The sequence below is a fragment of the Chenggangzhangella methanolivorans genome (assembly GCF_019797865.1).
Taxonomy (GTDB): Bacteria; Pseudomonadota; Alphaproteobacteria; order Rhizobiales; family Methylopilaceae; genus Methylopila; species Methylopila methanolivorans.
Genome location: NZ_CP081869.1, coordinates 1813010 through 1835806 on the forward strand (window position 1 = coordinate 1813010; position 22797 = coordinate 1835806).

Annotated in this window: 19 protein-coding genes and 8 pseudogenes; 17 read left to right on the plus strand and 10 right to left on the minus strand. The window is 70.3% G+C overall.

Annotated features, from left to right (window positions below):
• Nucleotides 1-225: 225 nt before the first annotated feature.
• Complete coding sequence (locus K6K41_RS09450; RefSeq protein ID WP_261404826.1) at nucleotides 226-993, minus strand: methyltransferase domain-containing protein; 768 nt, start codon at nucleotides 991-993, stop codon at nucleotides 226-228.
• Nucleotides 994-1118: 125 nt separating this feature from the next.
• On the opposite strand from K6K41_RS09450, the gene ubiA reads away from it, so the two are divergent.
• Together ubiA and K6K41_RS09460 are read left to right on the plus strand one after the other, a co-directional pair.
• Entirely contained in the window at nucleotides 1119-2057 is a 939-nt protein-coding gene (gene ubiA / locus K6K41_RS09455) for a 4-hydroxybenzoate octaprenyltransferase (RefSeq protein ID WP_261404827.1), read from the plus strand.
• Nucleotides 2058-2207: 150 nt separating this feature from the next.
• Nucleotides 2208-2447, plus strand: coding sequence for a hypothetical protein (locus K6K41_RS09460; protein ID WP_261404828.1), 240 nt, complete (start codon nucleotides 2208-2210; stop codon nucleotides 2445-2447).
• A 186-nt stretch (nucleotides 2448-2633) separates the two neighbouring features.
• On the opposite strand, the gene K6K41_RS09465 is transcribed toward K6K41_RS09460, so the two are convergent.
• Nucleotides 2634-3383: a DUF6101 family protein gene (locus K6K41_RS09465; RefSeq protein ID WP_261404829.1), complete on the minus strand. Its 750-nt coding sequence runs from the start codon at nucleotides 3381-3383 to the stop codon at nucleotides 2634-2636.
• Between the two features lie 275 nt (nucleotides 3384-3658).
• On the opposite strand from K6K41_RS09465, the gene K6K41_RS09470 reads away from it, so the two are divergent.
• On the plus strand, nucleotides 3659-4456 hold the full coding sequence (locus K6K41_RS09470) for a 3'(2'),5'-bisphosphate nucleotidase CysQ (RefSeq protein WP_261404830.1): 798 nt from the start codon (nucleotides 3659-3661) through the stop codon (nucleotides 4454-4456).
• Between the two features lie 14 nt (nucleotides 4457-4470).
• Nucleotides 4471-4707, plus strand: coding sequence for a DUF4170 domain-containing protein (locus K6K41_RS09475; protein WP_261404831.1), 237 nt, complete (start codon nucleotides 4471-4473; stop codon nucleotides 4705-4707).
• A gap of 195 nt (nucleotides 4708-4902) precedes the next feature.
• Here K6K41_RS09475 and K6K41_RS09480 read toward each other — a convergent pair whose 3' ends face one another.
• The 4 genes and pseudogenes from K6K41_RS09480 to K6K41_RS09495 form a co-directional block, all read right to left on the minus strand.
• Entirely contained in the window at nucleotides 4903-5241 is a 339-nt protein-coding gene (locus tag K6K41_RS09480) for an endonuclease domain-containing protein (protein ID WP_261404832.1), read from the minus strand.
• Between the two features lie 177 nt (nucleotides 5242-5418).
• Nucleotides 5419-5630 (minus strand): annotated as a pseudogene (locus K6K41_RS09485) (DUF2093 domain-containing protein).
• Between the two features lie 91 nt (nucleotides 5631-5721).
• Nucleotides 5722-6366, minus strand: coding sequence for a protein phosphatase CheZ (locus K6K41_RS09490; RefSeq protein WP_261404833.1), 645 nt, complete (start codon nucleotides 6364-6366; stop codon nucleotides 5722-5724).
• Nucleotides 6366-6745 (minus strand): annotated as a pseudogene (locus K6K41_RS09495) (response regulator). The gene K6K41_RS09490 and the pseudogene K6K41_RS09495 overlap by 1 nt, the downstream one beginning before the upstream one ends.
• Before the next feature lie 187 nt (nucleotides 6746-6932).
• Here K6K41_RS09495 and K6K41_RS09500 point away from each other — a divergent pair.
• The 8 genes and pseudogenes from K6K41_RS09500 (at nucleotide 6933) to K6K41_RS09535 (ending at nucleotide 16382) form a co-directional block, all read left to right on the plus strand.
• Nucleotides 6933-7418: a MaoC family dehydratase gene (locus K6K41_RS09500; RefSeq protein ID WP_261404834.1), complete on the plus strand. Its 486-nt coding sequence runs from the start codon at nucleotides 6933-6935 to the stop codon at nucleotides 7416-7418.
• 80 nt (nucleotides 7419-7498) lie between these two features.
• Nucleotides 7499-8471, plus strand: a pseudogene (locus K6K41_RS09505) (bifunctional riboflavin kinase/FAD synthetase).
• An 86-nt stretch (nucleotides 8472-8557) separates the two neighbouring features.
• Nucleotides 8558-9124: a hypothetical protein gene (locus K6K41_RS09510; protein WP_261404835.1), complete on the plus strand. Its 567-nt coding sequence runs from the start codon at nucleotides 8558-8560 to the stop codon at nucleotides 9122-9124.
• A gap of 201 nt (nucleotides 9125-9325) precedes the next feature.
• Entirely contained in the window at nucleotides 9326-12247 is a 2922-nt protein-coding gene (gene ileS / locus K6K41_RS09515; protein WP_261404836.1) for an isoleucine--tRNA ligase, read from the plus strand.
• Between the two features lie 59 nt (nucleotides 12248-12306).
• Nucleotides 12307-12619 (plus strand): annotated as a pseudogene (locus tag K6K41_RS30330) (signal peptidase II); the annotation flags it as partial.
• A 216-nt stretch (nucleotides 12620-12835) separates the two neighbouring features.
• Nucleotides 12836-13447 carry a hypothetical protein gene (locus K6K41_RS09525; protein WP_261404837.1) on the plus strand — a complete coding sequence of 204 codons (612 nt, stop codon included), beginning with the start codon at nucleotides 12836-12838 and terminating at the stop codon, nucleotides 13445-13447.
• 159 nt (nucleotides 13448-13606) lie between these two features.
• Nucleotides 13607-14942, plus strand: a pseudogene (locus K6K41_RS09530) (M16 family metallopeptidase).
• Between the two features lie 144 nt (nucleotides 14943-15086).
• Nucleotides 15087-16382 (plus strand): M16 family metallopeptidase, encoded by a 1296-nt coding sequence (locus K6K41_RS09535; protein WP_261404838.1) that lies wholly within the window; start codon nucleotides 15087-15089, stop codon nucleotides 16380-16382.
• Nucleotides 16383-16421: 39 nt separating this feature from the next.
• Here K6K41_RS09535 and K6K41_RS09540 read toward each other — a convergent pair whose 3' ends face one another.
• From K6K41_RS09540 to K6K41_RS09565, 4 genes and pseudogenes are all read right to left on the minus strand, one after another.
• Nucleotides 16422-16736: a hypothetical protein gene (locus tag K6K41_RS09540; protein WP_261404839.1), complete on the minus strand. Its 315-nt coding sequence runs from the start codon at nucleotides 16734-16736 to the stop codon at nucleotides 16422-16424.
• A gap of 140 nt (nucleotides 16737-16876) precedes the next feature.
• Nucleotides 16877-17517, minus strand: a pseudogene (locus K6K41_RS09545) (GntP family permease).
• A pseudogene (locus tag K6K41_RS09560) lies at nucleotides 17514-18262 on the minus strand (GntP family permease). The pseudogenes K6K41_RS09545 and K6K41_RS09560 overlap by 4 nt, the downstream one beginning before the upstream one ends.
• 43 nt (nucleotides 18263-18305) lie before the next feature.
• Entirely contained in the window at nucleotides 18306-18896 is a 591-nt protein-coding gene (locus K6K41_RS09565; RefSeq protein WP_261404843.1) for a gluconokinase, read from the minus strand.
• 181 nt (nucleotides 18897-19077) lie between these two features.
• Here K6K41_RS09565 and mutL point away from each other — a divergent pair, with 181 nt between their 5' ends.
• The 5 genes and pseudogenes from mutL (at nucleotide 19078) to K6K41_RS09590 (ending at nucleotide 22602) form a co-directional block, all read left to right on the plus strand.
• A complete protein-coding gene (gene mutL, locus K6K41_RS09570; protein WP_261404844.1) occupies nucleotides 19078-20436 on the plus strand; it encodes a DNA mismatch repair endonuclease MutL in 1359 nt (452 codons plus the stop codon).
• Nucleotides 20358-20897, plus strand: coding sequence for a DNA mismatch repair MutL family protein (locus tag K6K41_RS09575; protein ID WP_261404845.1), 540 nt, complete (start codon nucleotides 20358-20360; stop codon nucleotides 20895-20897). The genes mutL and K6K41_RS09575 overlap by 79 nt, the downstream gene beginning before the upstream one ends.
• Before the next feature lie 148 nt (nucleotides 20898-21045).
• Nucleotides 21046-21606, plus strand: a complete 561-nt coding sequence (locus K6K41_RS09580; RefSeq protein ID WP_261404846.1) for a hypothetical protein — start codon at nucleotides 21046-21048, stop codon at nucleotides 21604-21606.
• A gap of 173 nt (nucleotides 21607-21779) precedes the next feature.
• Nucleotides 21780-22094, plus strand: a pseudogene (locus K6K41_RS30335) (acyltransferase family protein); the annotation flags it as partial.
• 139 nt (nucleotides 22095-22233) lie between these two features.
• Nucleotides 22234-22602 (plus strand): hypothetical protein, encoded by a 369-nt coding sequence (locus tag K6K41_RS09590; protein ID WP_261404848.1) that lies wholly within the window; start codon nucleotides 22234-22236, stop codon nucleotides 22600-22602.
• The last annotated feature ends 195 nt before the right edge of the window (nucleotides 22603-22797 follow it).

The following is a 22797-nucleotide window of genomic DNA, read 5'->3' on the forward strand; positions in this document are numbered from 1 at the left end:
CAGATTGCAAGCGGGCTTGCTGAGCGACTGGTTCCGAGCGTTTGAGCGAAGGACGCGGCCCGAAGCGCGGAGACGCCCGGCGCATCCACCAGCGTCATGCCCGGCGCCTGCCGGGCATCCACGACTTTCTGGGATCGTGGAGCTCTACGCCGAAGTCGTGGATGCCCGCGCTGCCCGCGGGCATGACCCGCGCCGTGACGCCAAAGCAGCTCGCTCCGAAAATGCCTAGCGCTCAACCGGAAACAGCCGGCTTTCTCGCCCAGCGCCGAACATCACGTCGCCGACATAGATAGCGTCGGTCGCCGTCCGCTCCGCGTCGAGCCGCGCCTGAAGCGTGTCGACGTCGACCTCCTCGGCGCTCGCGACGCCATGGGCCACGATCCGGGGCAGGCAGGCGCGCACGATGGCGCCGAGCGCGTAGGGCGCGGTCGGCGTCTGCACGATCGCCTCGGCGCGCACCTGCTCCACGCCGAGCCCGGCGCGCGTCAGGATCGCGTGCAGATGGAAGCCGATGTGGAGATCGGCGCCCTCGCGCTCGATCATGCGCTGCAGCCAGCCTTGCGCGCGGGCGTGCAGCGGGAACGCGGTCAGGCTCGCGGGGGTAAGCGTCGCGTCGTGCTCCTGAAAAATGATGATCCCGCCCGGCCGCAGACGCTCGGCGAGAACGCGGACGGCCTCGACGGCGTCCGCCTGGTACATGAGGACCCGCCGCCCCACGATCGCGTCGAAATCGTCGAGCGTCGCGGGTAGATCGGCGATGGCGGCCTGCGCGAAGGTCGGAACGGCGGAGCCAGCCGGGACGTCCCGGCCGCGCGCCCGTTCGAGGGCGGCGCCGTCGAGATCGACGCCGACCGCCGCTCCGGCCTCGCCGACGAGCGCGGCCGCGAGCAGCGTCACGTCGCCGAAGCCGCAGCCGACGTCCAGAACGCGCATCCCGGGCCGCAGCCCCGCGTCGACCAGCAGCCGGGCGGTGAAGTCGGGGGGTGCGGTCAAGACGCTGCGGCCTCTCGTTCAGGGCTACGGGCGGGATCGCCTGCGACGGCGACGCGCCGCGCACCCCTAACATGCCGCAGCGCCGCTTGACGGGGCCGGCGGATCGCGTCGCTTATCTCCTCGCCATGACCACGCAGCCCGCCCACGGCGCCGTCGCCGACGCGCTTCCCTCGAACTGGGTCGATCGCCGCGCGCCCGCGGCTTGGCGGCCCTATCTGCGTCTCGCGCGCGCCGACCGGCCGATCGGGGCGTGGCTGCTGTTCTGGCCCTGCGCGTGGAGCGCAGGGCTTGCGGCGGTCGCCTCTGGAGCGAGCTGGCCGAACTTCTGGCATCTGGCCCTCTTCGCGATCGGCTCCATCGCCATGCGGGGCGCGGGCTGCGCCTACAACGACCTCGTCGACCGCGACATCGACGCGCAAGTCGCGCGCACCCGCTCGCGCCCCCTGCCCTCGGGACAGATCACCGCGAAGCAGGCCGCGCTGTTCCTCGCGGCGCTCCTCGCCGTCGGGCTCGCGGTGCTTCTGGCGCTGCCGGCCTTCGCGATCCTGGTCGGCGTCTGCTCGGTGCTGCCGGTCGCGCTCTATCCGTTTATGAAGCGCATCACCTGGTGGCCCCAGGCGATGCTCGGCATCTGCTTCGGCTGGGGCGCGCTGATGGGCTGGGCCGCGACCTTCCACGAGCTCTCCGCCGCGCCGTTCGCGCTGCACGCCGCGGCGTTCCTATGGATCATCGGCTACGACACGATCTACGCCCATCAGGACAAGGAGGACGACGCGCTGGTCGGCGTCGGCTCCACGGCGCTGCTGTTCGGGGAGAAGACCCGGCCGATTCTCGCGGGCTTCTACGCCGGCGCGGTCGCGCTTCTGGCGCTCGCGGCCCATGCCGCGGGCGGCGGCGCGCTGGCGTTCGCCGGCGTCGCGGCCTTCGCGGCGCATCTTTGCTGGCAGACCGTCCGCCTCGACATCGACGACCCGGCGCTTTGCCTGAAGCTCTTCAAGTCGAACCGCGAGGCCGGCGCGCTCGTCTTCCTTGGTCTCGTGGCGGACGCCGCCCTTCGGTTCTAGGATCGCCCCATGAACGAGTCGCCGCCGTGAAGGATCCCGTCACCCCGGAGCACAAGCGCTTCGTGCTCAGCCAGGCCTCGTTGCGGCTCTGGATCATGGCCGCGGCGATCGTCGCGCTCGGCGTGTGGCTGTTCGTGGAGCTCTGACGCCATGACCGGCGCGCGCGCCATGGCGCTGGCGATCGCCGCCGTCGCGGCCCTTTGGGCTCTCTACAACGTCTCGACGCTGATCGGCGACGGCGTGTTCTTCATGCCGGGCAACCGCATCGGCGGCGTCGGCCACTGGCAGGCGACGTCCGAGACCACCACGCTGGTGATCGCCTTCGTCATGGCGATCTATTGCGCCGCGCCGCTGTTCTTTCTCGCGCTCGCGCGGCGGCAGGCCAGATGACCCGACAGCCGCCCAAGATGACGAGGACCGTCTTCCAGACCCTCGGGGCGGCGCTCTATCTCTATTGCGTCTGGACGCTCTACACCGCCCTCACGAGCGGCCTGGTGTGGGGCCGACCGAAAATCGGCCCGAAAGACTGGTACGGCTACGCCGACCACCCAACGCAATACGTCCTGATCGTCGGCGTCAGCGCGCTGGTGGTCGCAGGGCCGGCGCTCGCATGGGGCGGATTGCGGCTGATCGAGGCTCTTGAGCGGCGAAAGCCCTCGCCCGCCGCCACGCCTGTCGCAGACCCGTCTCACACCCGCCCGGCCGATGAGCGCTAAGTCTCAGTTCCGCGCGATGATTTCGCTCGCCCTGATGGACCGGCGTCTCGGCGGTCAGCTTCCCCGTCCGGCGCTTGGCCTGGAAGCGGGTGCGGCGGCCCTTGAGCAGCCCTTTGCCGCGGCGCGGACGCGGGCGGCCGATCTCGAGCGCGCCGAGGCGGGCGGAGGGCGTGCGCCGCACCCCGTCGAGTTCCTCGATCAGCAGCGGCAGCGCGAGCGCGCGGCCCCAGGAGCGCCATTCGGCGATCGCGTCGCCGTCATGCGGCTCGACGGCGAGCGGCACGTCGAGCGCCCGATCGCGATGGGCGAGCACGACCTCGACGCGGTCGCATTCCGGCTTCTCGCCGGGGGCGAGCCGCATGGCGACGCCCGAGAAGGTCGAAAGCGGAACCGCGATGCGCATCGAAATACTCCCGATTGTCCTGTCCAAGACGACGCGCGCGCCTTCCAGCGTCACGCGTCGCTCTCCGCCGTCCGCCCCGGCGTCAGGCGCCGAGAAGCGGAGGGGGAGAGCCTTGGGATCGAGCCGGCCGGCCGACCCCGTTCCGGCGCGCGGTTTCGCGCCGGCTTCGGTCTGACGTCCCACTGTCCAGTCTCCCTGAAGGCCCATTTGTTTCGGGCTCTTCGCTTGTAGGGCGACTATGCATGGGGCTCCGGCGCTATCGGCTTAACAGGACTGGTGAATCCTTCCTGACCTGAGGGGTTTGGCGACCTCATCTTCTCTCATGCTGAAGACGACCTTGCCGAACAGGGTAAGAATGGGATGAACGGCCCATCGTCGCAGCCGGCCCGCGGCGGCCATCCGCGCTTGCGTCGCGCCGCTCCTGCCGACACTTATGGGGCCGGCCGCCCGTCTCTCCGCATCGCTCAAGGACCGCCCGACCATTGCCCTCGCCCGACGCGCCGATCGATCTCGAACGCCTTCTGCCTCGCATCGAGGCCATCGTGCGGGAGGCCGGCGACATCGCCCTCGGATTTTTCCGGGACGGAGCGCGCAACTGGACCAAGGCTGACGACAGCCCCGTCACCGAGGCCGACATCGCGGTCGACCGCTTTCTCGGCGCGGCCCTGCCCCCGCTCGTGGAAGGCTCGGGCTGGCTGTCGGAGGAGACCGCCGACGACGGCGAGCGGCTCGGCGCGCGCCGGGTCTGGATCGTCGACCCGATCGACGGCACGCGGGCCTTCGTCGAGAAGAAGCCCGAATGGGTGGTGTCGGTCGCCCTCGTCGAGGACGGCGCGCCGGTGGCGGGCGTCGTGCGCAACGCTTGCGTCGACGTGACCCATGCGGCGATCCGCGGAGGCGGCGCGCGTCTGAACGGCGCCATAGTGCGGGCCGAGGATTCAGAAGGGCTTTCGGGGCTGAGGGTCGGCGGCAGCAAATCGATGATCACGCCCTTGAAGCCGCATGGCGCGGACGAGGGACGCTGGCACTACGCGCTCGCCAACCGGTTGGTGCAGGTGGTGGGCGGAGATCTCGACGCCGCCGTCGCCCGGCCCAACGCCCATGACTGGGACATCGCCGCCGCGCACGTCATCCTCGAGGAGGCCGGCGCGACGCTGATCGGCCTCGACGGCGCGGCCCCGACCTACAACCGCGCCTCGACGCGCCATGGCGGCCTCATCGCCGCCGGCCCGCGCCGCGCGCAAGCGATCGCCGCCGCCCTTCAGGGCTGGCAGGCCTGACCGGAGAGGACCCGATGAGCGAGACGACCCCCAAGCAGCTCCTGCACCTCGTCTTCGGAGGCGAGCTCGAGAACGTCCAGGGCGTCGCGTTCAAGGACGTGCCGGGCCTCGACATCGTCGGCATCTTCCCCGACTACGCCTCGGCGCGCGCCGCCTGGAAGTCGAAGGCGCAGGCGACCGTCGACAACGCCCAGATGCGCTATTTCGTCGTGCATCTGCACCGCCTGCTGGAGCCGGAGACGGCGGCCTGAGGGTTTTGGCTTTATTCTGACGCACATCCCACCCTCACCCTCACCCTCACCCTCCCCTGCCCCGGGGGAGGGTGACGGCAGACGTTGAAGCCAAGGGGACGAGCACCCTTCTCCCTCCCTCGCAGAGGGGAGGGTGGCGCGCCGCGGCACGCGGCGTGACGGGTGGGGTGGCTTCCCGATAGGCAGCCGCACCCGTCACTCCCGCAACGGCCGGCTGTCCAGTTCTGCGAGGATCGTCTCGATCACGCCCTCGACGTTGCGATCGACATCGACGTTCCAGAACCGCAGCACCCGGTAGCCGAGCCGCTCCAGAGCCGCATCACGCGCCACGTCGGCCGACCCGCCATGCTGGCCGCCGTCGACCTCGACGATCAGCCTCCGCCTTCGAAACGAAAAGTCCGCGACGAAGCCGCCGATCGGATCCTGCCGCCGCGGATGATGGCCGAGCGGCCGAAGCTCGCGGAGCCGCGTCCAGAGCTTGGCCTCCTGCGGGGTCAGCGATCTTCGCAGCGCTCGGGCGCGTTCGACGGACATTCGGCAGGTTAACCGGCGCCGGCGAGGCTGTCGTCAGCGTCAGCGCTCGATCCGGAAACCAACCCCACCCTCACCCTCCCCCTCCCCTGTCCCAGGGGAGGGTGGCTGTAAACCTTGAGGGTTAGGGGAAAAGCGCCCTGCTCCCTCCCTCGCGGAGGGGAGAAAAGCGGCAGCCGCTCAGCCCTTGCCCATCGCGCGGGTGAGGGCTGCCTCGGGGCCGGCGTAGGCCTCCTGGCGCTCGACGTTCCAGTAGCGGAGCTCTTCGAGCGGGATCGGCTGGCCGGTCACCGCGCAGCGCACGAACGAGCCCGGGCGCACGACGCGGAAATCCGAGTCGAGATAGCGGAGTTCCGCCTCGCCAGACGATGCGGTCGCTCGTAGCGGTTCATTTCGGTCGCGGGCCCCAGCGGCGTCGGTCCGGGAGCATATAGTCCCGGCGGGCGGCCGGCGCAAAGGCCGGCCGGGACGCGGACGGAGCCTTCAGGAGAACAGAGCGTCGACGTCGTCCTGGTCGATCGCCACGCCCTTGTCCTGCGGCCCGTGCAGCAGCAGCTCGCGGGCGCGCTTTTCTTGCGCGGTCTCGACGCCGGACGGTTCGGCGTCGGTCCGCACCGCCGAGGCGAAGCGGCCGATGCGCTCCTCGATGTGCTCGAGCGTCGCGATCACCCGCGCGATGCGCTGGCCCGTGAGGTCCTGAAACGAGCAGGCCTCGAAGATCGCCATGACCTTGTCGTTGACGACCGCGCGCATGGTCGCCTCGTCCTCAGACGTCGCGGCCATCATGGCCTCGGCCGCCTCCATGATGGAGTTGGTGGCCTCCTCGGTCGCGAGCACGATGGCGCCGAGATCCTCGCCGGCCTTCGGCAGGCGGTCGGACCGGAGCTCGCCCGCGCGCAGATGCGCGATCTCGGTCCGCATGTTGAGGATGTAGTCCGAGATCTCCCGGAGCTCGCGATAGATCGACCGGTCGATCGTCGCGAAGAAGGCCTGCATCGACTCCGCGGTGATCTCGGCGAGCGCGACGACGTCGCCGAACGTGGCTTCGCCGCCGGCCTTCGCGCCGACATAGTCCCGCACCCGTTCGAAGGGCTGCTCAAGAGCGTCCTTGCGCGCCGCCGAGGCCATCAGCCGAACACCGCTTCGATCTTCGACTGCAGCGTCTGCGCGTTGAAGGGCTTCACGATGTAATTGTTCACGCCGCCTTCTTGGCGAGAATCACGTTCTCGGTCTTGGCCTCGGCCGTGACCATGATGAAGGGCGTCCGGTTGAGGTTGTCGTCGGCGCGCACTTCCTTGAGGAGCTCGATGCCCGTCATCGGCTCCATGTTCCAGTCGGAAATGACGAGCCCGTATTTCTTGTCGCGCATCTTGGCGAGCGCGGCCGAGCCGTCGGTGGCCTCGTCGATATCCTGGAAACCGATCTGCTTCAGCAGATTGCGGATGATGCGCAGCATCGTGTTGTAGTCGTCCACGATCAGGACGGGCATGTTGTGGTCGAGCGCCATCAGCGAGGCTCCGGCAGGTCCGTTGCGAAGCGACCGCGCGACGTCGCCGGCGGTCCATGGGGCCACTTTCTCGCGCGGCGATTGAGATTTCGTTTCCCTTCATCCGTCCGACAAAAGGCGCGTTGCGCCGCAGCGAAGCGCGCAGCAGAGTGCCGGCGCGCCATTCCCTGAACGATCCCAGAGTTCCATGACCGCCGCTCTCCAGACGTCGGACGAAGACCCGCACCGCCACGGCCCTCAGATCGCCTTCGAGGATCTCGAGGTCGGCCAGCAGGCCGAAATCCGCCAGCTCGTCACCGAGGACACCGTCCGCAAGTTCGCGGCGCTCTCGGGCGACACCAATCCGGTGCATCTGTCGGAGGCCTATGCGGCCAACACCCGCTTCGGCGGGCGCATCGCCCATGGCCTGTTCACCGCGAGCCTGATCTCGGCCGTGTTCGGCACCAAGCTGCCGGGGCCCGGCGCGATCTATCTTTCGCAGACGCTGAAGTTCCGCGCGCCGGTGTTCATCGGCGACGAGGTCGTGGCGCAGGTCGAGATCACCGCGCTCGACCCGAGCCGCCAGCGCGCGACCTTCTTCTGCACCTGCATGGTGGGCGAGAAGACGGTGCTCGACGGCGAGGCCCAGATCATGGTGCCGACCCGCGACGAGATCGAGGCCGAACTCGCCTGAAACGCGGCCCGAACAGGCCGCACTTGACGGCCGGCCCGCCGGCGGGCCACCTCGCGGCGCAGCACGTCCTTTCCGCGCCGATGGCCGATCCCCTGATGCCTTCCCGCCTTCTCGTCGATCCTGCGACCCTTCCGCCGGAGCTCCGCGACGGCCACGTGATCGTCGGCAATTTCGACGGCGTCCATCGCGGCCACCAGTCGGTCGTGCGGCAGGCCTGCGAGGTCGCCCGGCCCGCCGGCCGGCCGGTCGTCGCGCTGACCTTCGAGCCGCATCCGCGCACGTTCTTCCGCCCCGACCAGCCGCTCTTCCGCCTGACCGACCGGACGAGAAGGCGCGCCTGCTCGCCCGCGCCGGCTGCGACGCGACCGTGACGCTGACCTTCGACGCAGACCTCGCCGCGATGGAGGCCGAGGCCTTCGTGGCCGACGTTCTGGTCGACCGGCTGGGCGCGCACACGGTCGTGGTCGGCTGGGACTTCCATTTCGGCCGCGGCCGCGTGGCTCGCCCGCCTTCCTCGCCGAGGCCGGGCCGCGCCACGGGCTCTATGTCGAGGTCGCGCCGCCCTATGGCGGGCAGACGCCGGTGTCCTCGAGCGCGATCCGCGATCTTCTGGCCGACGGCCAGCCGCTTCCCGCGGGGCGCCTGCTCGGACGGCTCTGGACCTTCGAGGGCGACGTCGCCCACGGCGACAAGCGCGGGCGCGAGCTCGGCTTTCCGACCGCCAACATCCGGCTAGCGCCGGAGACGCGTCTGGCCTTCGGGATCTACGCCGTCCGCGCGCTCGTCGACGGCGAGGTCCGAGAGGGCGTCGCGAGCTATGGCCGCCGCCCGCAGTTCGACGACGGCGCGCCGGTGTTCGAGATCTACCTGTTCGATTTTTCCGGCGATCTCTACGGCAAGCGCCTGCGGGTCGAGCTCGCGGCCTATCTGCGCGCGGAGGCGAAGTTCGAGAGCGTCGAGGCGCTCGTCGCGCAGATGAGCCGAGACTGCGAGGACGCGAAGGCCGCGCTGCGAGGCCCGCAGGATCCGCTCGCGCCGAGCGCGATCGTCTGAACCTTTGCGCCCCCGCCCGCCACTGTGATGCGGATGCGACGAAAGCGGCGCATCATGCAGGCCGATCTTCGGGGAAAGGCATTGTCATGCGCAGCATCGTCCACGCGGCGGCCCTTGCGGCCGCGCTCGTCTCCGCGCCGGCCCTCGCGGACGACGTGTCCGACGCGATTCTGGAAGCCAAGACCGCCTATGAGGGCGGCGACCTCTCGAAGACCAAGGAGTCGCTTGATCTCGCGGCCCAGCTCGTCGCCCAGAAGCAGGCGGACGGCCTTGCGAGGCTCCTTCCCGAGCCGCCCGCGGGCTGGACCGCGGAGGCGGTCGACACGAACGGCGGGATCGGCAGCTTCATCGGCGGCGGGCTGATCGTGAAGCGCGCCTACGCCAAGGGCGAGACCGACGTGACAGTGCAATACACGGCCAACTCCCCGCTGCTCGCCTCGCTCGCGCCGCTGTTTTCGAACGTCCAGCTGCTCGGCGGCATGGGCAAGGTGTTCCGCCAGAAGGGCCGCGTCGCGGTGCTGACCGGCGAAAACGAGATCCAGATGGTGCTGGGCAAGAGCTACGTGACGGTCACGGGCTCGGGCGCGGAAGCCGACAAGCGCGCGATCCTCGACCTGGTGGATCTCGCCGCGGTGGAGGCGTTCGCGAAGTAGGGGCGTTTGGGGCTCCTTCTCCCGCTTGCGGGAGAAGGAGAGGATGAGGGGAGACGGCGGCGCCCTCTTGAAAAGGGCCCTCACCCTTACCCTCTCCCGCTCAGCGGGCGGGGGGGCGGCCGGCGTCGCGCTTCAAGTCCCGCCCTTGCATGCACGCCCCGCCCTGCTACACCGGCGCCCGTGAAAAACCGGACGCCCGAAATGCCCGCCGACGCGACCACGACCCGCGATTACTCCGAGACCCTGTTCCTGCCGCAGACGGATTTTCCGATGCGCGCGGGGCTGCCCCAGCGCGAACCCGAGTTTCTCGAGCGCTGGGCGAAGATCGGGCTTTATGAAAAACTGCGGTCGAGTTCGGCGGGGCGCAAGAAATACGTCCTTCACGACGGGCCGCCCTACGCCAACGGCCATCTCCACATCGGCCACGCGCTCAACAAGGTGCTGAAGGACGTCGTCGTCCGCTCGCGCCAGATGGCGGGATTCGACAGCAACTACGTGCCCGGCTGGGACTGCCACGGCCTGCCGATCGAGTGGAAGGTCGAGGAGGGCTACCGCGCCAAGGGCCTCAACAAGGACGAGGTGCCGGTCAACGAGTTCCGCAAGGAGTGCCGCGACTACGCCGCCAACTGGATCTCGGTGCAGTCGGATGAGTTCCAGCGGCTCGGCGTGACGGGCGACTGGGCCGATCCCTACACCACGATGAAGTTCTCGGCCGAGGCGCAGATCGCCCGCGAGATCATGGCGTTCGCGCGCTCGGGCCAGCTCTATCGCGGGTCGAAGCCGGTGATGTGGTCGGTGGTCGAGAAGACCGCGCTCGCCGAGGCCGAGATCGAATACGCCGAGTTCCTGAGCGACACGGTGTTCGTGGCGTTCCCGATCGCAGCGCTCGGCGGCGCCTCGGTCGTGATCTGGACCACCACCCCCTGGACGCTGCCGGGCAACCGCGCCGTCGCCTATTCGCCGAAGATTTCTTATGGGCTCTACGAGGTCACCGAGGCTCCGGAAGACAACTGGGCCAAGGTCGGCGCGAAGTACCTGCTCGCCGACGCGCTCGCCGAGGGCGTGTTCAAGGCCGCCAAGGTCACGGGCTTCACGAAGGTTCAGTCAGTCGCGGCCGCCGAGCTCGAGGGGCTGACGGCGGCCCACCCCCTCGCCCATCTCGGCTACGACTTCCCCGTGCCCCTGCTCCCCGGCGACCACGTCACCGACGACGCCGGCACGGGCTTCGTCCACACCGCGCCGAGCCACGGCCGCGAAGACTTCGACCTCTGGATGGACCACAAGGCCGCGCTTGACGCCCGCGGGATCTCGAGCCGCATCCCATACACGGTCGACGCCGACGGCCGCTACACCAAGGACGCGCCGGGCTTCGAGGGCCGGGTGGTGATCACGGACAAAGGCGAGAAGGGCGACGCCAACGGCGCGGTCATCGAGGCGCTGGTCGCGGCCGGCCGTCTGGTGGCGCGCGGAAAGCTGCGCCACCAGTACCCGCATTCGTGGCGGTCCAAGAAGCCGGTGATCTTCCGTAACACGCCGCAGTGGTTCATCCACATGGACCACGACATCGCCGGCCCCGCGGACACGCTGCGCAACCGCGCGCTGAAGGCGATCGACGACACGACGTTCTTCCCGGCGCAAGGGCGCAACCGCATCCGGGGCATGATCGAGGGCCGGCCCGACTGGGTGGTGTCGCGCCAGCGCGCCTGGGGCGTGCCGATCTGCGTGTTCTTCCACAAGCAGACCGGCGAACTGCTCGCCGACGACCGCGTCGACGCCCGCATCGCCGAGGCATTCGAGGCCGACGGCGCCGACGCTTGGTTCGCCGACGACGGCCGCCGCTTCCTCGGCGACGACTTCTCGCTCGAGACTTACGAGAAGGTCGCCGACATCCTCGACGTCTGGTTCGATTCCGGCTCGACCCACGCCTATGTGCTCGACCGCCGGCCGGACCTCTCGCCGAAGCGCGTCGTCGACGGAGGCGAAGACCAGGTGCTCTATCTCGAGGGCTCCGACCAGCATCGCGGCTGGTTCCACTCCTCGCTGCTCGAAAGCTGCGGCACCCGCGGCCGCGCGCCCTACGACGCGATCCTGACCCACGGCTTCGTGCTCGACGAGCAGGGGCGGAAGATGTCGAAGTCGCTCGGCAACGTCGTCGCGCCGCAGGACATCATCAAGCAGTCGGGCGCCGACATCCTGCGGCTCTGGGTCGTGACGTCGGACTATGAGGACGACCTGCGCATCGGCCAGGAGATCCTGAAGACTGCCACCGACGCCTACCGCAAGCTCCGCAACACGCTGCGCTGGATGCTCGGCGCGCTCGCGCATTTCGACGGCCAGGCGGTCGACTACGACGACATGCCCGAGCTCGAGCGCTACATGCTGCACCGACTGGCGCAGGTCGACGCCGAGATCGGCCGCGCCTACGAGGTCTTCGACTTCAAGCGCGGCTTCGCCTCGCTGTTCACCTTCCTGACCAACGACCTCTCGGCCTTCTACTTCGACGTCCGCAAGGACGCGCTCTATTGCGACCCGGCGTCCTCGGTCACGCGGCGGGCCTGCCTCACCGTCGTCGACCGGCTGTTCCGCACGCTCGTGACGCGTCTCGCCCCGCTGCTCGCCTTCACGGCCGAGGAGACCTGGCTGTCGCGCTTCCCGTCGGAGGACGGCTCGGTCCATCTCGAGCCCTTCGCGCTCGCCGAGGGCGCGTGGCTCGACGAGGCGCTGGGCGAGAAGTGGGAGAAGGTCCGCCGCGTTCGCCGCGTCGTCACCGGGGCGCTCGAAGTCGAGCGGGCCGCCAAGCGCATCGGCTCCTCGCTCGAGGCCGCGCCGGTCGTCCATGTGAGCGACCCGGAGCTCCGCGCGACGCTTCAGGGCGTCGACCTCGCGGAGGTCGCGATCACGAGCGCGATCTCGGTCTCGCCCGACGAGCCCCCGGAGGACGCCTTCCGCCTGCCCGACGTCGCGGGCGTCGCCGTGGTTCCGGCGCGCGCGGAGGGTCAGAAATGCGCCCGCTCCTGGCGGGTGACGCCGGAAGTCGGCGCGGATCCGCAGTTCCCCGACATCACCCCGCGTGACGCAAAGGCCATGCGCGAATGGCTCGCGGCGCGCGGAGAGGCGACGTGAGGTTTCAGGCGCGACGTCCGCTCCCCTCTCCCCTTGTGGGAGAGGGTGAGGGATGGAAGATGACCCTCGCGCCGCCCGCCCGCACGTCGCTCCTCCTCGCCGCCGCGATCTTCGTGGTCGATCAGGCCATCAAGGTCTGGGCGCTGTTCGTGTTCGACCTCGCCTCGCAGGGGCGCGTGCCGGTGCTGCCCGTGTTCGACCTCGTGCTGATTTGGAACCGCGGCATCTCCTACGGGCTCCTCCAGCAGGACAGCGACTTCGGCCGCTGGGCGCTGGTCGTCGTCCATGTCGTCGCCTCGATCGCCATCACGATCTGGATAGCGCGCGAAGCAGACCGCCTCCTCGATCGGCCTCGCGCTCATCCTCGGCGGCGCGGTGGGCAACGGACTCGACCGGATTCTTTACGGCGCCGTCGTCGATTATGCGCGCTGCACTGGGCGACGTCACCTGGTACGTGTTCAACCTCGCCGACGCAGCCATCGTTGCGGGGGCCTGCTTGTATGGTGCGCTCCGCGGCTCTGGGAGCGCCACGGAGGCATCCGGATAGCGCTCGCGTCATCCGGGCCGCGACCGAGGAGCTTGAGACTCATGCGCCAGATCACGGCGCTCGTCGCGGGCGCGGCCATTACGGTCGGCGCGGCGAGCTATGCGGGCCCTGCTTTCGCCCAGCAGGACATCGGCTCGAACCCCATCACCGAGTTCTTCGACGGGCTCGGCATGGGCGACAAGGAAAAGCCGGACATCGACTATCAGGAGCGCGCGCCGCTGGTGCCGCCGTCGAACACCGGCGCGCTGCCCTCGCCGCAGGCCAAGGGCGCCAACCGCGACGCCACGCTGTGGCCGAACGATCCCGACGTGCAGGCCCGCAAGGAGCGCCGCGCCCGCAACGAGGTCGTGCCGACCGAGAGCTATTCGTACCGCATGGACCGCTCGCCGCGGATGGACCCGGACGAGCTCGGCGCCCGTCGCGTCCAGGGCGCGAGCGTGCCGCGCGGCGCGACCGCGACCGCGTCCGACAACCAGATCATGCGCGCCTCGCCGGACGAGCTCTCGGGCAGGCCGGTCGCGGAGGTCGCGCAGCCGGCCGGCGCGCGCCGCCTTACCGATCCGCCCCAGCAGTACATGCAGGGCAACGGCGTCACGGCGGCTCCGCAGCCGGAGAAGAAGTCCTGGCTCGGCGGCCTGTTCGGCGGCAAGTGACGCGCCTTACCGCGTCTTAATCCGCACGGGACTCGCGCGCAGCCTCGCGAGGCGCCATCTTACGCTTACAACCGACCCAGCGGGCGCGCCCGAAACGGCGCGCCCGTCTTCGTTTCGGGCCCCTTTCGCCCGGCGCTTCATCGAGGATTTCCGCACCCCATGGCGACAGCCACGTCCGCCGAAGCCCGTCCCGGCCTCAGCCCCGCGGCCCCGCAGGCCGACGCCGCCCGCAGCGGCGGACCGGACGTCTCCACCTTCACGCTCGACAACGGGCTTCAGGTCGTCGTCATCCCGGACCGCCGCGCGCCGGTCGTCACCCACATGATCTGGTACAAGGCGGGCTCGGCCGACGAGACGCCCGGCGTCTCCGGAATCGCGCACTTCCTCGAGCACCTGATGTTCAAGGGCACCGAGAAGCATCCTGCCGGCGAGTTCAGCCACCAGGTGGCCGAGCTCGGGGGGCAGGAGAACGCCTTCACGTCCTACGACTACACCTCGTATTTCCAGCGCGTCGCCCGCGAGCACCTGAAGACCGATGGCTTTCGAGGCCGACCGCATGACCGGCCTCGTGCTCACCGACGACGTGGTGGACCCCGAGCGCGACGTCGTTCTGGAGGAGCGCCGCTCACGCGTCGACGGCGACCCGTCGAGCCAGCTCGGCGAGGCGGTGGCGGCCTCGCTCTACATGAACCATCCCTACGGCACGCCGATCATCGGCTGGGAGCACGAGATCGAGAAGCTCGACCGCCACGACGCGATCGCCTTCTACGACCGGTTCTACACGCCCAACAACGCGATCCTGGTGGTGGCGGGCTCCGGCGACGAGGTCCGCGAGGCCGCGCAGGAGACCTACGGCAAGGTCGCGCGCCGCGCCGATCCCGGCCGGCGTCAGCGCCCGCGCGAGCCCGAGCCGCGCGCCGCCCGCCGCGTGTCGCTGTCGGACCCGCGCGTGACCCAGCCCTCCGTCCAGCGCAGCTATCTCGCGCCGTCCTACGAGACCGGCGAGGGCGACCGCCCATACGCGCTCGACCTGCTCTCGCAGATTCTGGGCGGCGGCACGACGAGCCGGCTTTACAAGGCGCTGGTGGTGGAGAAGGCGATCGCGGCCAACGCCGGCTGCTGGTACCAGGGCGACGCGCTCGACGACGGGCGGTTCGCGGTCTACGCCGTGCCGCGCGGCGAGGCGAGCCTCGCCGAGCTCGAGGTCGCGATCGACCAGGAGATCGCCCGCATCGCGGCCGAAGGGCCGGACGCAGGCGAGCTCCAGCGCGCCAAGACGCGGCTCGTGGCCGACACCATCTACGCCCAGGACAGCCAGGCGACGCTTGCCCGCATCTACGGCTCGTCGCTCGCCACCGGCGGCACGATCGAGGACGTGGCCGCCTGGCCCGACCGCATCCGCGCCGTCACGGCCGAGGCGGTGCGCGACGCCGCCCGCGAGACGCTCGACCGCCGCCGCTCGGTGACGGGCGAGCTGCTGTTCGCGCCCGCTTAGGATCGGGCCGCCGGATCGGCTAAGGACGGGCCGACGCGCCCGATGCGGCGCCGTCATCCCAGGCCTGACCCGGGACGACGGTCCCGGTTCCACGCCGCCCTCGGCGACGGGCGGCCTTATGACATTCCAAGGCTCACGCGCTCCATGATCACCGCCGCACGCACCACCGACATCCAGCGCGTCGAGACGCCGAACGGGGCCGAGGCGTGGCTCGTGGAGGAGACCGCCGTGCCGGTCATCGCGGTCGAGATCGCGTTCCGCGGCGGCTCGGCGCAGGACCCGCAGGACCGGCCCGGCCTCGTCAACCTGATGACGGCCCTGCTCGACGAGGGCGCGGGCGACATGACGGCGGACGCCTTCCAGGAACGCCTGGAGGAGCTCGCGATCGAGCTGTCGTTCTCCTCCAACCGCGACACCGTCTCGGCGAGCCTCAGGACGCTGCCCGAAAACATCGACGAGGCGTTCCGGCTGCTCGGCCTCGCGCTGACGACCCCGCGTTTCGACGAGGACGCGGTCGAGCGCATGCGCGGGCAGCTCTCCGCCCAGATCCGCCGCAACGAGCTCGATCCGGACGACCTCGCGGGCCGCACCTTCTTCAAGGAGGCGTTTCCGGGCCATCCCTACGGCCGTCCGCCGCGCGGGACGCTCGAGAGCCTCAAGGCCTCGACCCGCGAGGACCTGCTGGCGATCCACCGCCGCGTCATCGCGCGCGACAACGTCGTCATCGGCGCGGTCGGAGCTGTCTCGGCGGAACGGCTCTCGGGCCTCGTCGACGCGCTGCTCGCCGACCTGCCCGCGACGGCCGGCCTCGAGACCGTCGAGACCGTCGCGCCGGCGGGCGCCGGGCGCATCGAGATCGTGACGCTCGACGTGCCGCAGAGTTCGATCATCTTCGGCCGCCCCGGCCCCTTGCGCGACGCCGACGACTTCATCCCGGCCTATGTGGTGAACCACATCCTCGGCGGCGGCTCGTTCTCCTCGCGCCTCTTCACCGAGGTGCGCGAGAAGCGCGGCCTGGCCTATTCGGTCTACAGCTATCTCTCGCCCTACGACCATTCCGGCATGCTGCTCGGCGGCGTCGCGACCCGCAACGACCGCGCCGGCCAGTCGATCGCGCTGATCCAGGACGAGATCCGACGCATCGCCGAGGAAGGGCCCACGGCGAAAGAGCTCGAGAGCGCCAAGAAGTTCCTGATCGGCTCCTATGCGCTCCGGTTCGACACCTCGACCAAGATCGCCAACCAGCTCGTGCAGCTGCAGCTCGATCATCTCGGGATCGACTACATCACCAAGCGCAACGCGCTGGTGGAGGCGGTGACGGACGAGCAGGTGAAGGCGGCCGCGAAGTCGCTGTTCGGCGACGGCGACCTGCTGGTGGTCGCCGTCGGCAAGCCGACGGGGCTCGAAGGCGCGAACACGCGGGACGCGGCGGCCGCCTGACGCTCAGGCCGGCGCAGGTCGGACCTTGCGGCCGGAACCTTACTCGCAGCGTTTGTATTCTGCGAAGTTCTGGTTCCAGCAGTGCCCGACCTCCTGCGCCTCGTTCTCGAACTTCGCAAGCTGGTCGCAGGCTTTGAGCCGGTCCTTGTCCGAGACCTTCTTGGTCTCGACCTCGCCATAGAGGCATGACGAGCGCACGTCCCACACCGCGTCGGCGGCGGGCGGACGCTTGGCGGACTTCTTCGCGCTCTGCGCCAGGACGAGGGGCGCCTCGGCCCGAGACGGCGCCTGAGCCTCGGCCGCGACCGGTCCGGCCGCGAGGATGAAGGCTCCCGCCAGTACGAGCACGCGCATTACGATCTCCGAGGCCCAAGCCAAACCGCACCCTCCCGGCGCGGCTGCGCCGGGTCAAGAAAAATCCAGTTTGGATCCGTGTTTTATCGGGAGCGCCGCGATCGCGCTCGCCTGCGTCGGCCCGGCCTATCGGCCGGCGGCTAGAAGACCACGAAGATCAGCGCCGCCATGGCGAAGCCCATCAGGCTGATGAGGGTCTCGAGCACCGTCCAGGTCTTGAGCGTGGTCTTGAGGTCCATCTCGTAGAACCGGCCGACCAGCCAGAATCCTGAATCGTTGACGTGGCTCGCGATCACCGAGCCCGCGGCGAGCGCGAGCACGATCGCCGCGCGGTCGGTCCCCTCATAGCCCGCGGCCGCGACCGCCGGCTGCACGAGGCCCGCCGCGGTGATGAGCGCCACCGTCGCTGAGCCCTGCGCGATCCGAAGCGCCGCCGCGATCACGAAGCCGGCGACGAAGACGTGCATGCCCAGGTCGTTCAGCGTCTGGGAGAGCGCGGCGCCGATGCCGCTCTCGCGCAGCACGCCGCCGAACATGCCGCCGGCGCCGGTGATCAGCGTGATGGCGCAGATCGGCCCGAGCGCGCCGTCGACCAGCTTTTCGAGTTCGGCGAGTCCTTGCCGCGCCGGACGCCGAGCACGTAGGTGCCGACCAGCACCGCGACCAGCAGCGCGATCGGCGTCGAGCCGAGGCCGCGCGCGATCTGGAACCAGTGGGCCTTGCGGTCGAGCGTTCCGGCGGCCGCGAGGAAGTCGAGGCCCGTGTTCACGAAGATGATCACGAGCGGCAGCAGCAGCAGCAGGATGACGGTGGAGGACTTCGGTGGGTTTTCGACGGGACCGGCCTGCGGTCCGCCCGACAGGATGTCGGCACCTTCACGTCGATGCGCTTGCCGATCCACAGGCCGAACAGATAGCTCGTCACGTACCAGGTCGGGATCGCGATCAGCAGGCCGAGGATCGTGACGAGGCCGATGTCGGACTTCAGCAGCTCGGTCGCGGCCACGGGGCCGGGATGCGGCGGCACGAAGACGTGCATGACCGAAACGCGCCGGCCGCCGGAATGCCGTAGCGCAGCAGCCCGCCGCCGAGGCGCTTGGCGACCGAGAAGATGATCGGCAGCATCACCACGAGGCCGGCGTCGAAGAAGATCGGGAAGCCGAAAATCAGCGACGCGATCCCGAGCGCGAGCGGCGCGCGTTTCTCCCCGAAGAGCTTGATGAGGTCGTCGGCGAGCGACTGCGCGCCGCCCGAGACCTCGACCAGCCGTCCGAGCATCGCCCCGAGGCCGACCAGCAGCGCGACGGTGCCGAGCGTCTCGCCGAAGCCCTTGATCAGCACCTTGACCACGTTCTCGGGCGCGATGCCGGCCGCGAAGGCGGTGATGAGGCTGACCAGGATGAGCGCGAGGAACGCGTGCATCCTGAACCTCATGATCAGCACGAGCAGCGCGACGATCGCGGCTGCTGCGATCAGCAGCAGCGGGCCGGCGGAGAGCGCGGGGACGGCGGCGGCCTGTGGCGGCATCTTAAAGCCTCCTTGATGCGGAGATCTTGGTCGAGCGGAGCGGCTAGCGGGCCGCGGCGGCCTTGGGCGAAGTCGTCTCAGGCGAGGTCGTCTTGGGCGACGCGGCGGGCGCGTCGAGCTCCAGCGCCGCAAGGGCGTTGCGCACGATGGTCTCGGGATCGGCCCCGACGTCGACCTTCACGCCGTCCTCGTCGGCGTCGAGCTCCTCGAGCGCCTCGAACTGGCTGTCGAGCAGCGAGACCGGCATGTAGTGCCCCTTGCGCTTCGGGAGCCGCGTCATGATCAGCTCCTTGGTCGCCGTCAGCTCGAGGAAGCGCACGCGGGTCGGCGCCTCTCGCAGCAGGTCGCGGTAGCGGCGCTTGAGCGCCGAGCAGGTGATGACGGTGTCGCCGCCGGCGCCCGCCTGCTCGCCCATCCAGTCTCGGATGAGCCTGAGCCACGGCCAGCGGTCCTCGTCGTCGAGCGCGATGCCGGCCGCCATCTTGTCGATGTTGGCCTTGGGGTGGAACTCGTCGGCCTCGGCGAAGCGCCAGCCGAGCGCCTCGGCGATCATCTCGGCCACGGTGGTCTTGCCGACGCCCGAGGGCCCCATCACCACCACGCATTGCCGGGCGGCGAAGCGTTCCTGCGCCATGGGCGTGCACTCCCCTTGCGGCCGTTCGTCGCCGCTTGCTGAAAGGGCGCAACTAGGCCGCGCACGCCCCTTCGGCAACAGGCGGGGCGCCATCCAAGCTGGGGAGAAGCGCCCGAGCGCCGAAGTCGCGGGCTCCGCCCGTGCTAGGCTCTGCGCCCGATCCATCCATCGTCGCCGCCCCATGCCCGTCCGCCTGCTCTCAGACGTCGTCGCGAACCGGATCGCCGCCGGCGAGGTGGTGGAGCGCCCGGCCTCGGTGGTGAAGGAGCTCGCCGAAAACGCTTTGGACGCCGGCGCGGCCCGCATCGAGATCGTGCTCGAGGGCGGCGGCGCGCGGCTCATCCGCGTGGTCGACGACGGCTCGGGCATGGGCCCCGAGGATCTCGCGCTCGCCGTCGAACGCTTCGCGACCTCCAAGATCTCCTCCGACGAGGATCTCGTCGGCGTCGCCACCATGGGGTTTCGCGGCGAGGCCCTGCCCTCGATCGGCGCGATCGCGCGGCTTGCGATCGAGACCCGCACGGCTGAGGCCGGCCACGGCTGGCGCATCGCGGTCTCGGGCGGCGCGAAGTCGCCGGTCGAGCCCGCGGCGCTTCCGAAGGGAACGCGCATCGAGGTGCGGGATCTTTTCTTCGCGACGCCTGCGCGCGCAAAGTTCCTGAAGTCCGACCGCGCGGAGGCGCAGGCCGCCGGCGAGGTCGTGCGCCGGCTCGCGCTCGCGAACCCGCGGGTCGACTTCACCCTCGTGGTCGAGGAGCGCACGCTCCGCTTCCCGGCCGTCTCCGACGACGCGACGGGACGCGCCGAGCGGCTGGCGCAGGTTCTGGGCGCCGAGACCGCGGGCGCGGTGACCGAGATCGAGGCGGCTCGCGAACGCGCGTCGATCGCCGGCCATGTCGGCCTCGGGCACCTGCACCGCGCGACCGCGGGCGCGATCTATCTCTCGGTCAACGGCCGCCCGGTGCGCGACCGGCTGCTCGTGGGCGCGCTCAAGGCCGCCTATCAGGACGTGATGCCGCGCGACCGCCATCCGGTGGCGGCCCTCGACATCCGGGTCGGTCCCGGCGAGGTCGACGTCAACGTCCACCCGGCGAAGGCCGAGGTGCGGTTCCGCGACCCCGCCCTGATCCGCGCGCTCATCGTGTCGAGCGTCCGCGCCAAGCTCGCCGACAGGGGCCGCAGCCCTACGCCGCCGGCGGCGCCGAGATCGCGCGCTTCGCGGCCCGCGCGCCCTTCCCGCATGCGGGCGCCCACCGCCCGGCCGCGACCTACGCCGCGCCGGCGCGCTGGTCGCCCTCGAACGTCGTCCCGGCCCGCGGCTTGGCGGCGCCCGCACAGGCGGCCTTCGCCGCCGACCTCATCGATCTCGCGCCGCAGGCCCGCGCGCCCGAACGCGAGGCGGAGTTGGACGCGCTCGACCGGCCGCTCGGCGCGGCCAAGGCGCATCTCCACGCCACTTACGTGCTCGCCGAGACCCGCGACGGCGTCGTTCTGGTCGACGCCCACGCGGCCCATGAGCGCCTCACCTATGAGGAGCTGAAGCGCCTGCGCGGAAAGTCCGGCGTGCCGCGCCAGGAGCTGCTCGTGCCCGACGTCGTCGAGCTCGACCCGGCCGACGCCGAACGCGTGCTCGCGGCCGCCGACGAGCTCGCCGAATGGGGCCTTGGCGTCGAGCCCTTCGGATCGGGCGCGGTGCTGGTGCGCGCGACCCCCGCCCCGCTCGGGCCCTGCGACGCCTCCGCCCTCATCCGCGACCTCGCCGAGACGCTCGCCGAAGGCGCGGCCGAAAGCGCGCCCTTCGCGCGTAGGCTCGACCTCATTCTCGCGACCGTCGCCTGCCACGGCTCGGTGCGGGCCGGACGCAGGCTCAAGCCCGAGGAGATGAACGCGCTCTTGCGCCAAATCGAGGCCGAGCCCGCCGCCTCGACCTGCAATCACGGCCGCCCGACCTTCGTGCGGCTCTCGACCGCCGACCTCGAGAAGCTCTTCGGCCGGCGCTGACGCCGCGTCCCTCGATGGTGATCGACCTACCGCCGCACCGCCGCCGTGGCGACGAAATGTCAACCACTCGGCCGCTAACCATCGCAGACGACGGATCGGGCCCAGCGCGATCCCGCATCGACTGCGTGTTCGCGGAGTGCATACGGCGGTGAACGGCGACGGCCTCGACGCTTTCTTTTCTGGATCGCCGGCCGCCTATGTGGTGGGGGCGCTCGCGATCGTGCTGTTCGGCGCGATCGTCCTGAGAATCCTGCGTTGGCTCGCCTTCCTGGCCTTCGCCGCGATGCTGGTCGTCGGCCTGTCGGGCGCCTATGCGGTCGGGCTCGTGAAGTCGCCCTTCGGCGCGCCCACCCCCCATCCCCAGCGCAGCGCGATCGACGAGGAGATCGTCACCGGCTCGATTCCTCCCGCCGCGATCTCCGCGGCCTCGGTCTACATCCAGGCGCCCGACATGGACGCCCGCTTCGCCGCCGACGAGATGTGGAGGGCGCTCAAGGCGGCCGGGATCCCCTCGCCCGGCATCGAACTGGTGGGCGGCGGCGCGCCGGCGCGCCCCGAAGTGCGCTACTTCGACGACGCCGACCGCCCCCTCGCCGACCGCGTCGCCGCGATCGCGGCGCGCCAGGGGCTCGACGGCGCGACGGTGCTGCGCGCCTCGGCGCGCTATCAGGCGCCGCGAGGCCGGATCGAGCTCTGGTATCCGCGCTGAGCGACGCGCATTCCCGGCTTGCGGCGATCGACTGAAGACCTGCGCCAATTTCGCCGTTATCTAAGGGCCAATGAAGAGCGCCGACCGGCCCTCCCCGGGCGGCGAGCGAATGCGCAGCGTGAAGGACCGCCTTGCTTTATCGGCCTGAAATCGACGGTCTTCGCGCCGTCGCGGTGTTGTCGGTCCTGCTCTATCACGCCGCCGGTCTCGTGCCCGGCGGCTTCGTGGGCGTCGACGTCTTCTTCGTCATCTCCGGCTATGTGATCACCAAGACGATCGCGGCCGACCTAGCGGCCGGAAGCTTCGGCCTCTGGTCGTTCTACGAGCGGCGGATCCGGCGGATCGCGCCGGCGCTCGGCGTGACGATCCTCGCCACCGCCGCCGCCTCGGCCGCCATCCTGCTGCCGATCGACCTCGAGGCCATGGGAAAGAGCGCGATCGCCGCGGCGCTCATGGTCTCCAACATGCTGTTCTGGGGGCAGGCGGGCTATTTTGACGCCGCCGCGCAGGCCAAGCCCCTGCTGCACACCTGGTCGCTCGGCATCGAAACAGTTTTACCTTATTTTTCCGCTGCTTGTGGCGGGTCTCTGGCGCTTCGCGCGCCGCGCCGTCGTTCCCGTCCTCGCCGTGCTCGCCGCCGCCTCGTTCGCCGCCTCGATCTGGCATCTGCCGGTCGATCCCGACGACGTGTTCTACCTCGCGCCCTACCGCTTCTGGGAGCTGCTGATCGGCGCGCTCATCGCGCTGCGTCCGGCGCGCGCGCTCGAAGGCTCGGCCTTTGCGTTTCTTGGCCTCGGGCTGATCGCCGGCGCGGTTCTCCTCTACGACGACAAGACCCTGTTCCCGGGCCTTGCGGCGCTGGCGCCGACGCTCGGCGCGGCGCTCGCGATCAACGGCGCGCGCGAGGGCATGGCGGCGGCGCCCTCCTCGCCGCCCGCCCCCTCGTCCTCGTCGGCAAGATCTCCTACTCGCTCTATCTCGTGCACTGGCCGCTGATCGTGCTCGTCGAATACCGGCAGGACGCCCGGCTCGACGCCACGGAAGCCTGGCTCGTCATCGCCGTCTCGCTCGTGCTCGCCTGGATCTCCTGGCACTTCGTCGAGCAGCCGTTTAGGGCCAAGGCCGCGCATCCGCCGCGGGCCGAGACGAGCGACCGCGCGAAACCCGTCACACGGCCGCAGCTCGTCGCGG